The sequence below is a fragment of the Streptomyces prunicolor genome (assembly GCF_045162825.1).
GTDB classification, from domain to species: Bacteria; Actinomycetota; Actinomycetes; order Streptomycetales; family Streptomycetaceae; genus Streptomyces; species Streptomyces prunicolor.
Map to the genome: position 1 here is coordinate 6,090,757 of NZ_CP108676.1, position 12,855 is coordinate 6,103,611.

Here is a 12,855-nt window from a genome sequence, read left to right on the forward strand (position 1 = left end):
GTTCGTGATTACTGGTTGCTGACGAGTCCGGGCGCTACTCGGCAGGTGTCACTTCATCGCCCACGGCGAACGCCAGCACCTTGGTGATCACCGTGCTGTCGCCCAGGATCCGTCGGTGTCCGAGCCCCTCCGTCAGCAGGAACTCGGCCCGGTCGCCGTACGCGGCGACGATGTGGTGGCCCTGCTCCACGCCGACCTCGCGGTCGTTCTGGTCGTGCACCACGAGAACCGGCTGCTCGATCTCCTCCGGGCGGTCCACGGGCGAGAAGGCGTTCCACAGGTCCGGCTCGGACACGAAGAGCAGCTCGGTGCGGCGCCGCAGTTCCCGCGCGTACACCGGCCGCAGGCCCAGCTGATTGCAGAACGTGCCCGGCAGGGAAGCGAATTCGCCCACGGAGGCGATGGACACCAGTCGGTCGGCCTTGATGCCGCGCCGCAGCGCGAGGTACCCCGTGGTGCCGCCGAACGAGTGCCCGATGACCGCGCGGAAGGGCCCATGGCGGTCCTGCAACTGCCGCAGCACGGCCAAGTGGTCCAGGATCGTGACGCCCTTGCCTCCGGAGTCGCCGTGGCCGAAGGCGTCGTATGCCAGTGCGGTGACGCCGAGCTGCTGGAGCCCGTGGACGAACCCGGCGAAGTTGGCTGCCCGGCCGCCGAAGCCGTGGATGAACAGCACCGGGTTGCCGCCCTCGCCCCAGCGGTAGGTCACCATGTCCTTGCCGTTCACGGTGATCTTCTCCACCACGGCCTGGTCGTGGACCGGCTGCTGGGCGCCGCGCACTTTGTCGCGCGCGACCGGCTCGCAGAACAGCCGCCACACGTAACCGCCAAGCAGCCGGGGGGAGACGTACGAGGCGGCGTTCAGCACCCTGCGGACGGCAGTGAAGGACGAACTCATCAAATCACCTGGAATTCCTGCCGGCGGCCAGCGGGCGGCCGGCGTCGAGAGGGGCAGCCGGACCCGGGGGCGGGAGCGGCCGGACCACGTACCGGCGGGTGTTCGTGAACCCCTGCGCTCCACGAACACCCGCTGGTTCACGCCTAGTTGACCTTACGTTGCTGCCCCTGCCAGAACCTGTCGCGCAACTCTCGGCGGAGGATCTTGCCGCTGGGGTTCCTGGGCAGCGTGCCGATGAACTCGTACCCGGTCGGGATCTTGAAGTCCGCGATCCTCCCCTTCAGCGACATCATCAGTTCGCGCGGCGTCGCGGTCATCCCGGGACGCAGGACCACGAACGCCCGGACCGCCTCCCCCCATCGCTCGTCGGGCACGCCGACCACCGCGGCCTCCAACACCGCCTCGTTCTTGGTCAGCGCGTTCTCGATCTCCGCCGGATAGACGTTCTCCCCTGCGACGATGATGGTGTCCTTGATCCGGTCACAGACGAACAGATACCCATCTTCGTCGAGATAGCCGGCATCACCCGTGATGATCCAGCCATCCGTCAGGGTGCTCGCGGTGGCCTCGGGCAGCCCCCAGTACTCGATCATGTGCGCGGGCGTGCGGAGGCACACCTCGCCCACGGAACGTCCGGCGAGGCGGGTGCCGTCGCGGTCCACGATCTTGATCTCGAAGCCGGGGTACGCCCGGCCCGCCGCCTGCATCCGCGGGCCGCCGACCACGTGCTCGTGGGGCGGCAGGCACACCGCTGTGTTGCCCGTCTCGGTGAGCCCGTAGATCTGCGCGAAGTCGCAGCCGATCCGTTCGACGGCCTGTTCCAGGAGCGGTTCGGAGATCGGGGAACCGCCGTACACCACCTTGCGCAGCGACGCGAAGTCCTCGTTGCTCGCCTCCGGTTCGCTGAGCATCATCTGCAACATCGAGGGCACCACGCACGCCGTGGTGACGCCGAGCTCACGGATCCGCCGTACCGCTTCACCGCTGATGAACATCCGCATGGCGACGTTGGTGATGCCGGCGTGGAAACCCTGAGTGGCCCACCACAGCCCACCGACATGGAAGCCGGGGATGCCGATGAGGCTCACGTCGCCTTCCTGCCAGTCGATCCAGGACAGCCCCTCGGACGCCAGCGCGTCCCGGACCCTGAAGAAGCTGCGGTGGGCGAGTACGACTCCCTTGGGCAGCCCGGTCGTTCCGCTGGTGTACAGCTGCGCGACCGGGTCGTCCTCGTGCACGGACCGTGCCAGGTCCGTGTCCGGGTGGTCGGCGGCCCAGCCGAGGATGCCCGCGCCCGTGCCGCCCTCCTGGTCGATGACGACGATCTGGACCCGGTGGGCAAGTGCTGCGGTCACCTTTTCGGCGAGCGCGCGGAACTCCTCCTCCACGAAAAGGAATTCCGTCCGGGAGTCCCGCAGGATGTGGTCCACCTCGCCGACGGTCAGCCGCCAGTTGATGGGCACCAGGACCGTTCCCGTCTTGGCGCAGGCGAAGAGCACCTCGTAGTAGTGCTCCGACTCCTTGCCGAGATAGCCGATCCTGGCCTGATCCGACACACCGGCCGCACCCAGCGCGTGCGCCATGCGGTTGCTGCGCCGATGCAACTCGCCGTACGTGACGGTTCGCCGCTCACACAGCACGGCCGCGTGATCCGGGCGGCGCCGGGCGTGGAATGCCACGCTCGCGTCGAGCGTCCGCAGGTTCGGAAAGTACATCGTTGCTCCTCGGTTCCTCGTTCCCGGGCTTCGCCGCACTGCCGTGTCAGCTCCAGATGTTGTCGTCGGGCCAGTGGCGGCGTCCCTGGCCCGACGTGCTGTGGGGCGCGGGCCGGGGCTCCGGGTCCGTACCCCCTTCCATCAGGACATGCGCGTTGGTGCCGGTGAAGCCGAACGAACTCACCGCCGCCATCGGGGATTCGGCCTCGGGCCACGGCACGGCCGTGCGGGGCAGCCGGAGGCCGGTATGGGCCCAAGGCACTGCGGGGTCAGGGATGTCGATCCCCGGCTGTGGCGGGATGACACGGTTGTTGAGGGCGAGCGCGGTCTTGATCAGCCCGGCGGCCCCGGAGGCCGTCTCCAGGTAACCGAGGTTGGCCTTGGCCGAGCCCAGGTACAGCGGCGGCGCGTCGTTCGTGGCCCGCCGGTACGTCTCGGCGATCGCCTCCGCCTCGATGACCCCGCCCAGCTTGGAGCCGTTGGCCTGGGCCTCGATGTACTGCACCTGAAGCGGGTCGACGACGGCGTCCCGCAGCGCCTGCGTCATCACCCGGCGCTGCGCCACGGACGAGACGGCCGCCATCGTGGGCCGGTCGCCGTGCTGGTAGATGCTGCTGCCCTTGATCAGTGCGTACGGCCGGTCGCCGGCGGCCTGCGCGTCGCGCTCGCGTCTGAGTACGAGCACCCCGCAGCCCTCCCCCCGGACGTGACCGTCCGCCGCGCTGTCGAAGGGGCGGCTGCGTCCGGTGGGCGAGAGCATTCCCGCCTGCTCGAAGACCCCCGCCGTGAAGGGAGCGAGCGTCAGGTGGCAGGCGCCGACGATCGCCACGTCGCACTCGCCGCGGCGCAGCGCCGACGAGGCCAGATGGGTCGCTGTCAGGGCGGAGGAGCACGCGGTGTCCACGGTCAGCACAGGGCCGTTCAGGCCGAGGCCGACGGCGACCCGGGCGGCCGTCGCGCTGAGCGCTCCGCCGGTGCCCATATACGGGGAGAGCCCCTCGACACCCAGCCCATTGCGGAGCGCGGCGAAGTTGTACTCCACCGTGCTCACCGCGGCGAAAACGCCCACCCGGGCCGCTGGGCGGTCGAACGGCGCCGCGTCCTCCAACGCCTCGGCGGCACACGTCAGCAGCAGCCGCTGCTGTGGGTCCATGTACCGCGCCTCCTCGTCCGGGATGCCGAAGCGCTCGGCGTCGAAGAGGTCGACGGCGTCCAGGTAGGCGCCCTGGGCGAGCAGGTCCGCCAGCGGCGCCAGGTCCGGCGCCGACACGTTCCACCGGGGACGCCCGGTGGAGTCCTTGGGGATCCCGCCCCGTTCGGCGAGGACGCTGCGGCCCGTGCGCAGCGCGTCCCAGTACTGCTGGGGGCCGTCGATGCCGCCGGGGAACCGGCACGCCATGCCGACGACGGCGATCCGCTCGGTCTCCTGCCGGCGCTGTCGCGCCAGCAGCAGCACCAGTTGGGACTTGGAGAGCCCCTGCAACGACTCGATGTACTCCTTCACCGGGTCACAGCTCCATCATCGCGGCGAGCTCGGCGTCGGCCTCGGTGTCGGAGAGCGCCGCCACGTCGTCCGCGGACTGCTCGTCCTCGGCCGCCGCCTGCGGTACGAGCTGCTGCTCCAGGTACTCGGTGAGCAGCCCGATCGACGGGTAGTCGAAGACGATCGCGGAGGACAACGGCACCTGGAGGGCCACTTCGAGGCTGTTCTTCAGTTCCACCGCGCTGAGCGAGTCCAGGCCCAGTTCGAGGAACTTCGCGCTGACGCCAACGTCGTCGGGTCCCTCGAAGTGGAGCAGTCCCGCGATCCGGGTACGGATCAACCCGTTGACGGAGGAGAGGCGTTCGGACTTCGGCAGAGCGCGCAGCGCGTCCAGGTCGACGGTGCGGACACCGGCGCCGCCGGCTCCCGCCACCTCACGGTAGAAGGCGTTGGCTGCCAGCCGGCCCGAGACGAAGCGGTCCCAGTCGAACTCGCCGATCATCAGGTGCGCGGCGGGCTTCCCGAGCGCCTTGAACATCGAGCGGGTGCCGTCGGCGGGCTTGAGGAACTTCATCCCCTGGGACTCGATGCCGCGGGCCTGCTGCTCGCTCAGCTCCGCGGCCATGCCCACCTCGGCCCAGGGGCCCCAGCTGATGCTCAGGCCCGGCAGGTCCTGCGCTCCGCGCCACTGCATGAGTGTGTCGATGAACGCGTTGCCCGCCGCGTAGTTGCCCTGCGCGACCGACCCGACCACCGAGGCGATCGAGGAGAAGCCGACGAAGAACGGCGCGTCCGGGAGGTCGCGCAGCGCCTCGTGCAGGTGCCAGGTCCCGTACACCTTGGGCTGGAAGACCTTGTCGATGCTTTCCCAGGTGAGGGAGGAGAGCGGCATATCCGCGAGGACGCCGGCCGTGTGCAGGACGCCGCCCAGCGGGTGCGGTCCGGCCGCCACGAAGTCGACGAGCCGCTGGACGTCGTCGGCCGAGGCCACGTCGCACTGCAGCGTGCTGGCCCGTACCCCCTCGCCCAGCTCGGCGGCGAGCGCCGCGACATCCGCCTCCGGGACGGCCCGCCGGCTGACCAGGATGAGGTCCCGGGCGCCGAGGTCGACGAGCTTCTGCGCCATCACCAGCCCGAGGGCGCCCATGCCGCCGGTGATCACGTACGAGCGGTCGGCCGTGATGGTGACCGGACGCTCACGGAAGCCGTCCTCCCGCTCGAAGCTGATCACCAGCTTGCCGATGTTGGCTCCGCGGCTGAGGACCGTGAATGCCTCCTCGATCTCGTCCAGGGTGTAGACGGTCGTCGGGAGCGGCTGCACCGCACCCTCGGAGAGCAGCCCCGCCACCGTCTGGAGGATGTTCTTGTTGACCTTCTGCAGCTCCTCCGCCGCGAACTCGCTGAGGTCGAAGTTGTCGTACTTCACGTCCGGCCGCGCCGCACGTGCCTGCTCGGCCGACCAGATGCCGATCTTGCCGAGCTCCACGAACCGGCCGCCCTCTCCGAGCGCCTTCATGCCGGCCGTGATGTAGTCCTTGTTCAGGCTGTTCAGGACGATGTCGACGCCCCTGCCGCCGGTGACCTCCAGTACCTGGTCGGCGAACTCCAGGGTGCGCGAGTCGAAGACGTGCTCGATGCCCTGGGCGCGCAGCAGCTCCTGCTTGCGGGTGCTGGCGGTGGCGAAGATCTCGGCGCCCGCGAGCTTGGCCAGCTGCACCGCGGCTTGGCCCACGCCGCCGGCCGCCGCGTGGATGAGGATCTTGTCACCCCGCTTGATGCCGGCCAGGTCGTGCAACGCGTGGTAGGCGGTGACATAGGCGGTGGCCAGTCCGGCTGCCTCGGCGAACCCGATGTTGGCGGGCTTGCGCACCGCCATCGCTGACGGCACGGTGACGCGCCGCTTCATGCAGCCGAGGTGGCTGAGCACCACCTCTTCGCCGGGCCGGAACTCGGCGTCGGGGCCGGCCGCGACCACCGTGCCGGCCCCCTCGAAGCCGAGGTCGAGCGGCTGGTACTCGATGCCGCTGTCCTGCGCGTGGGCCTTGAGCAGCCCCAGCACGTTGAGGACGTCCTTGAAGTTCAGGCCCGCCGCGTGCACCTGGACCTGGATCTGGTCGCCCTCGGGTGCCAAGTCCTCGACGGGCACGGGCCGGACGTTGGAGAACTCCCCGAACTCGGTGATGGCGAGCTCGAAGTTGGCGTCGCTCGTACCGGCCGGGTCGGCGCGGTGGATCCGGCGCACATGCCGGTTGCCGTCCCGGAAGGCGACCTGGTACTCGTCCGGCTCGGCGCTCAGCAGCTCGTCGGCCAGGGCCTGGCTGTCGCCGCCGACGGGGAGGTCGATCAGCGTGGCCTGGAAGGTGGGGTACTCGTTCCACAGTGTGAGGCCAAGGCCCCACAGGGTCGCGGCGGGCGAGACCTCCGAGGCGCGGCCCGGCCGGCCGGCGAAGTCACCGGGCAGCCGCTGGGCCCCCTCGGTGACCAGCCACAGCCGCTGGTCGCGCCCGAACGCGGCCTTCTCGAACGCCGCCAGGAGGTCGAGCAGTTCGCGGTAGTTGGCCTCGCACTCCGCCCGCAGGCGCTCGGCGGTGACCGGGCCCGGGACGCTCTTCCAGAACCAGCAGACGTCGGTGGGCCGCTCGTCCAGCAGCCCGGCGGCTCCGTTCGCGTCCGGCGCGAACGTCAGCGAGGCGCCGTTGGTGGCGAGGCGCTCGCGTACGGACTCGAAGTCCGCCGCGCCCCGGTTGACCACCAGGATGCGCCGCTCACGTTCGCCGCCGCCTTGGCGTACCAGGGAACGCTTCACCCAGCGCGGCTCGTGGAACAGCTGCCGGCGCGGGGTGGCGCCCGCGGCAGCGGTGACCTTCTTCAGCCGGAAGCCGTGCACGACGAACACCGGTCGGCCGTGCTCCGTCAGGAGCATGTCCGCGGTCATCTCGCCGTCGGCGTTTTCCTCGCTGGTGAGCCGCACGTAACTGCGCAGCTCGTCGCTCTTGGGCTTCTTCAGCAACTGAAAGCGGCCGAAGCCGACCGGGAGGTAGGTGTTTCCGTTGTCCAGCACCCCGGCCAGCGACTGGGTGACGTTGTCGAGTACGACCGGCGGCAGGTGCTCCAGCGCGTAGGCCGCCCGGCCGCGCAGCCGGGCGACTGAGACGCTGTCGCCCTGGCGTGCGATGTGCTCGATGCGCTGGAACTCCGGGCCGTATTCGAGCCCGAGGTCGGCGAACTCCGCGTACAGGTCGTCAGGGCGGCGGGGCAGCGGTGGAGGGCCCTCGGCCGCCGCTTTGGTCTCCAGCTCCGCCGCGACCTCCCGCAGCTCTGGAAGCAGTGTGTACTCCGTGCCGATCCGGGCGGTGACGTGGCAGCGCTCGATGGCGTTGTCGGCTCCCGGTGTCCGGCTGAGGATCTTGACCTCCGCGCTGCCGCCGGGGAGCATCTGCAGCCGCGTACCGATCTCGGTGCGCTGCTCGTCCGAGAGGATCAGCGGCTCGTGGATCGCCACGTCCTCCAGGACGCGGCCGCTCTCGCCGTACACCGCCTCCTGCAGGGCGAGCAGGATCTCGATGTAGCCGGCGCCGGGGAACACCGTCTGTCCCATGATGACGTGGTCGACCAGGTAGGACGGCTGGTCGGGACCGATCTCGGCGGCGAACTCGCGTGCGCCGTCCTGGAGCTGCGCGGCGGTGCTCACCTCGGCGCCGAGCAGCGGGTGGTGCGCCCGCGAGGCGTCGACCACACGCTCCTTGGAGTGCCGGTCGCCGGTGATGGGCAGCCAGTACCGCTTGGTGTCGAAGGCATACGTCGGCAACGCGGTCCGCCGCCCACCGCGCCCCTGGTGGTAGCCCTCCCAGTCGATCCGCAGGCCGGCGGCGTAGCACTCGGCCACCGAGGCCCGGATGACCGAGGAGTCCGTGTCACCCTTCGCCGAACTCCGGAGCCAGACGTGCTCCTTGGCGTCCAGGATCCGCTTGCCCAGTCCCAGCAGGGTTCCCGAGGGGCCCACTTCGATGAGGACGTGGCGGCCGCGGGTGCCGATGGCGGCCATGCCGACCTGGAAGTTGACGGGTTCCGCGATGTGCCGCACCCAGTACTCGGGGGTGGACATCTCGGCGACGTCGGCGACCCGGCCGGAGATGTTGGAGATCAGGGTGAATTCGGGCTCGCGGAAGGTGATGTCCTGGATCTCCTCGCGGAAGGCGTCGAAGACCTCTGCCATCAGCGGAGAGTGGAAGGCGTGCGAGACCGCGAGCTGCCTGGTGCGCAGACCGCGCTCCTCCAGCCGGCCGGTGATGGCCGCGACGGAGGCCTCACCGCCGGATATGACGCAGTGACCGGGGGCGTTGAAGGCACCGAAGGCGACGTCCTCGTACGCTTCGAGAAGAGGGGCGACCTCGTTCCCCGCGGCTTCCACGGCGACCATCGCGCCGGGTGCGGTGACGGACTGCATCAGCCGGGCCCTGGCCGCGACCAGCCGGACCGCGTCTTCCAGCGAGAAGAGTCCGGCCACGGTCGCCGCGACCACCTCGCCGATGCTGTGGCCGATCAGGACGCTCGGCTGGACGCCCCAACTCAGCCACAACTGTGCGGTGGCGTACTCCAAGGAGAACAGCGCGGGCTGGGTGTAGCAGGTCTGGTCGATCGCCTCCGGGTCCGCGGCGTCACCGAGGACGAGTGCCTTGACGGACCGGCCGACACGCGTTTCGAAGAGCCGGTCACAGGCGTCCAGGTGCTCCCGGAACACCGGGTAGGCGTCGTAGAGCGACTTGCCCATGCCCGAGTACTGAGAGCCCTGGCCGGTGAAGAGGAAGGCGGTCCTGCTCAGGCCGGGGCCGGCGGTGGGGGTACGAGCGAGCAGCGCGGACAGTTCCTCGGTGTCACTCACCACGCCCACCAGCCTGCTGCCGAAGTGGGCCCGGGCGACGTTGCTGGTGTAGCAGACGTCGGCCAGGCTCAGGTCCGGGTGCTCGGCGAGGTGCGCACGGTGGCGCTCCATCTGGAGCGCCAGGGCCTTGTCGTTCTTCGCCGAGAGGGTGAAGACGTGCCCCCCGTCGGTCACTGACGGTTCGGCGGTGGCGAAGGCGGGGGCCTGTTCCAGTACGGCGCAGGCGATGGTGCCCGCGAAGCCGAAGGAGTTGACGATGGCGCGGCGGGTGTCCGCCTTCCAGGGCCGTCCGTCGACCGGCACCTCGACGGAGTAGTCGTCCCACGGGATGTGCTCCGAGGGGGTTGTCATGTTCAGGTGCGGGTAGATCGTCCCGCTGTGCAGTTGCAGCGCCGCCTTGATCACACCGCCGACGCCGGCCGCCGCTTCCATGTGGCCGACGTTGGTCTTCAGCGAGCCGACGACGATCGGCGCCGCCTTCGAGTGCGACTTGGCGAAGACGGACTGGATGGCTCCGATCTCGATGGGGTCGCCCAGCGAGGTGCCGGTGCCGTGCGCCTCGACGTACTGGATGTCCGCGGGGTCCAGCACCGCGTTGTCGAGCGCGGCGCGAATGACCATTTCCTGGGCGGAGCCGTTGGGCACGGTCAGGCCGCCGCTCTCGCCGTCCTGGCGCACGGCCGAACCGCGTACCAGCGCCAGCACGCGGTCCCCGTCGCGCTTGGCGTCCGTGAGCCGCTTGAGCACGAGCATGCCGCAGCCCTCGCTGCGGCTGTATCCGTCGGCGGAGGAGTCGAAGGTCTTGCACTCGCCGTCGACGGCGAGCATGTTCGCCTGCGAGAAGACGATGTGGTTGCGCGGGTGGTGGATCACGTTGACCCCGCCGGCCAGCGCGATGTCGCACTCGCCGCGGCGCAGGCCCTCGGCGGCCAGGTGCAGGGTCACCAGAGAGGCGGAGCAAGCGGTGTCCACGGCCATGCTCGGTCCGCGCCAGCCGAGAAAGTACGAGATCCGGCCGGGCACCGCTGAGTGCGCCGTCCCGGTACCTATGTTGGCGTCCAGCTCCTCGTACGCGAGGGCGTCCGCCTCGATGGTGTAGTCGACGGTGGAGACGCCGACATAGACACCGCCCTTGCCGTTCCGCAGGCTGTTTGGGTCGATTCCCGCTTCTTCCAGGGCTTCCCACGCGGTCTCCAGCGCGAGCCGCTGCTGCGGATCGATGTACTGCGCTTCCTTCGGAGAGATGTTGAAGAACTGCGGGTCGAACTGGTCCACCCGGTCCAGGAATCCGCCGGCGAACGTGCGGATCTTCCCCTTCACATCCTGGCCGCCCGAGGAGAAACCCTCGACGTCCCAGCGGTCCACGGGAATCGGCCCCGTACCCGACCGGCCCTGCTCAAGGAATTCGGCGAAGCCCGGAAGCGTGGAGTTCCCACCGGGGAAACGCATCCCGACGCCCACGATCGCAATGGGCTCGTGCTTTTCGAGCAGCAATTCCCTGAGCACTTGCTGCTGCTCCTGAAGCGCTTGGAGAGCAGCGTCCAGTTCTTCCTGCGCAGCTGGGCGCCGGTTGGACATGGTGTTTCCTCCGCTCCAGAGGCAGCGCTGCGCCCCCCGGAATAGTTCGTTGGTCGGGCCAGGCGTGCTTTCACTCTTTGTAGAGGTCGTTCAGCAGGTCGGTGACCAGTGCCTTGCGGCCGGGTGACACGGTGCTGGCCGCTCTCCCTTCCGATGCCGTTGACTCCCCGGTCAGCTTCGGGAGGATCTCGTTCTGCAGGTAATCCACGAGGCGGTCCAGTGTCGGTGCCGCGAAGAGCACGGCCGTGTCGATGGCGCAGCCGAGCTGTGCCTCCAGGCGCTGCTTGATCTCGGTGACACGAAGTGAGGTCAGGCCCAGGTCGAAGTAGTTCTGGTCCAGCGGAAGGTCTTCGCCCTCGGACATGAGCAGCGCGGTCCGGAACTCGGTGAGCGCCAGCTCCTCGACCTGGGAACGCCGCTCCGGCCGGGGAAGGCTGCGCAGCTGCTCAACCAGTGGCGTGGTCTTCTTCATGAATGCCTCAGGATTGATTCTGAATGCTCATTGGGTTGGTGATGGCTATGCGGACTTCGCCATGGCAGTTGCCGCCGTTCTCGTCCCAGTAACGGCAGGAGGTCTGCGCGATCAGCAGCGCCTCGTGGAGGTCGTCCCCTTCCCATTCGGTGAGGGCGAGGATCTCGAACTCGCCGGAGAACTTCCCGCCTCGCATCGCACGCCGGAAGGAGCTGCGGAAATCCGTGATGAGGAAGTCGGCAAGCTGACGCGACCAGTAATCTGCCATGCTCCAGGAAGAGAGCGGCTCCAGGAGCCGCTCCTTCACCACCTTGGCGATCACGTAATACATCATCTGGTTGTAGCAGATGTTGAATTCGACCGAGTTGAAGTGCCCGGTGTCATCGATGTAGCACGACTCCGGGATCTCGAAATGACAGGATGCCGACACCCGTCCCGCCTCTCCGGGGCGGTCGGCCAGCTTCACCACCGCGGACTTGAGGTATTGGCAGTTGAGCCGGTATGGCTTCAGTACCTGCTCAAGCAGTACCTCGTCGGTGGCGAATTCGGTTGCCCGCTCCAATGGCTGGGACCGGGTCAGCATCTTATTACCCCCAGGATGAGCTCAGTACATGACAGGAAGCTTTTCGAGGGACCGTATGGAATACCCGGGCCGTAGCCTGAGTTCTTCCGCCGGTACTGTCAGTCGAAGGTTCGGGAGGCGATGCAACACGGCCTCCAGCACCGCCGTGATCTCCATGCGGGCGAGTTCGGCGCCGGCGCAGAAGTGCGGTCCTTGCCCGAGGGAGACGTGGCGGTTGGGCGACCGCTCCGGACGGAAGACCTCGGCGAACTCGAACTTCTCCGGATCGCGGTTGGCCGCACTGAGCGACAGGAAAACGGCAGCTCCGGCCGGAATGGTCTCGCCGCACACCTCGATGTCCTCGGCGGCGAACCTCCGGGCAGCGGTGTGGCTGGCGCCGTGCAGCCGCAGGAACTCCTCAACGGCTGACGGCATCAGTTCCGGCCGCTCGCGCAGCAGCCGTGCTAGATCCGGTTCCTCCAGCAGCCGCAGGACGGCCGAGCCGATGACGCCGGCGGTGGGATCGTAGCCGCCCAGCAGGACCATGAAGCCCAGGCCCAGCAGTTCATCGGTCTCCAGTGGCTCCTCCTGCCCCTGGAGTCCCCGGATCCAGTCGTTCCAGATGTCGTCGCTCGGTTCCTTCCGCTTCAACTCGACCAGCCGGGAGAGGCAGTTCAGCATGCTGATGCCGCCCTTGCGCAGCTCCTCCTGGTCCAGGCCCACGAGCGCGTCGGCCCAGCGCCGGAAGTCCGCCTGCTCCTCCGCCGAGACGTCCAGCATCTCGGCGATGATCGTGATGGGCAGCGGCATGGCGAGACTGGCCATCAGGTCCGTCTCGCCGCTGTGACCGAGCGCGGTGATGAGCTCGTCGGTCACCGCCTCGATTCGGGGCCGCAGGGGCCGCACCCGCTTCGGCGCGAACGCCAGGTTCATGTACCGGCGCAGCCGCGTGTGCACGGGCGGGTCCTCGCGGACCAGCGACCTGGAGAACTCGACGGGCAGCGGGAAGCGGTAGAAATCGCCCTTGGCGTGCCGCACCTGGCGTACCAGCCGGTGGTCGCCCAGCAACTGGTGCACATCGGAGTAACGGGTGACCAGCCAGGCGTCGTAGCCCTCAGGCGTCTTGATCCGGTGGATCGGCCCCTCGGTGTGCAGACGACGGTAGGTGGCGTACGGGTCCGCGAAGTAGGCGGCGTCGAAGGGGGTCTTCACCCCGCTGTGCGGACAGCGGGGTGTCCCCGGAGCATCCGGCGTCGTCGTCATGT

General features: G+C 68.9%; 7 protein-coding genes. All 7 read right to left on the reverse strand.

Translation table 11 applies throughout. The annotated features are described in order from the left end of the window. Nucleotides 1-34 precede the first annotated feature (34 nt). The 7 genes from OG588_RS28000 to OG588_RS28030 all read right to left on the reverse strand — a co-directional run bounded on the left by OG588_RS28000 (nt 35) and on the right by OG588_RS28030 (nt 12,853). A complete protein-coding gene (locus OG588_RS28000; protein ID WP_405949708.1) occupies nt 35-898 on the reverse strand; it encodes an alpha/beta hydrolase in 864 nt (287 codons plus the stop codon). 143 nt (nt 899-1,041) lie between these two features. Beyond that, nucleotides 1,042-2,613 carry a fatty acid--CoA ligase gene (locus OG588_RS28005; RefSeq protein ID WP_405949709.1) on the reverse strand — a complete coding sequence of 524 codons (1,572 nt, stop codon included), beginning with the start codon at nt 2,611-2,613 and terminating at the stop codon, nt 1,042-1,044. A 46-nt stretch (nt 2,614-2,659) separates the two neighbouring features. Then, a complete protein-coding gene (locus OG588_RS28010; RefSeq protein WP_405949710.1) occupies nt 2,660-4,117 on the reverse strand; it encodes a polyketide synthase in 1,458 nt (485 codons plus the stop codon). A 4-nt stretch (nt 4,118-4,121) separates the two neighbouring features. Next, entirely contained in the window at nt 4,122-10,556 is a 6,435-nt protein-coding gene (locus OG588_RS28015; protein WP_405949711.1) for an SDR family NAD(P)-dependent oxidoreductase, read from the reverse strand. Between the two features lie 70 nt (nt 10,557-10,626). After that, a complete protein-coding gene (locus tag OG588_RS28020; RefSeq protein ID WP_405949712.1) occupies nt 10,627-11,028 on the reverse strand; it encodes an acyl carrier protein in 402 nt (133 codons plus the stop codon). 7 nt (nt 11,029-11,035) lie between these two features. Beyond that, a complete protein-coding gene (locus tag OG588_RS28025; RefSeq protein ID WP_405949713.1) occupies nt 11,036-11,611 on the reverse strand; it encodes an FcoT family thioesterase in 576 nt (191 codons plus the stop codon). A gap of 21 nt (nt 11,612-11,632) precedes the next feature. Then, the gene (locus OG588_RS28030) at nt 11,633-12,853 is read right to left on the reverse strand and encodes a cytochrome P450 (RefSeq protein WP_405949714.1); all 1,221 of its coding nucleotides are present in this window, start codon (nt 12,851-12,853) and stop codon (nt 11,633-11,635) included. Nucleotides 12,854-12,855 lie beyond the last annotated feature (2 nt).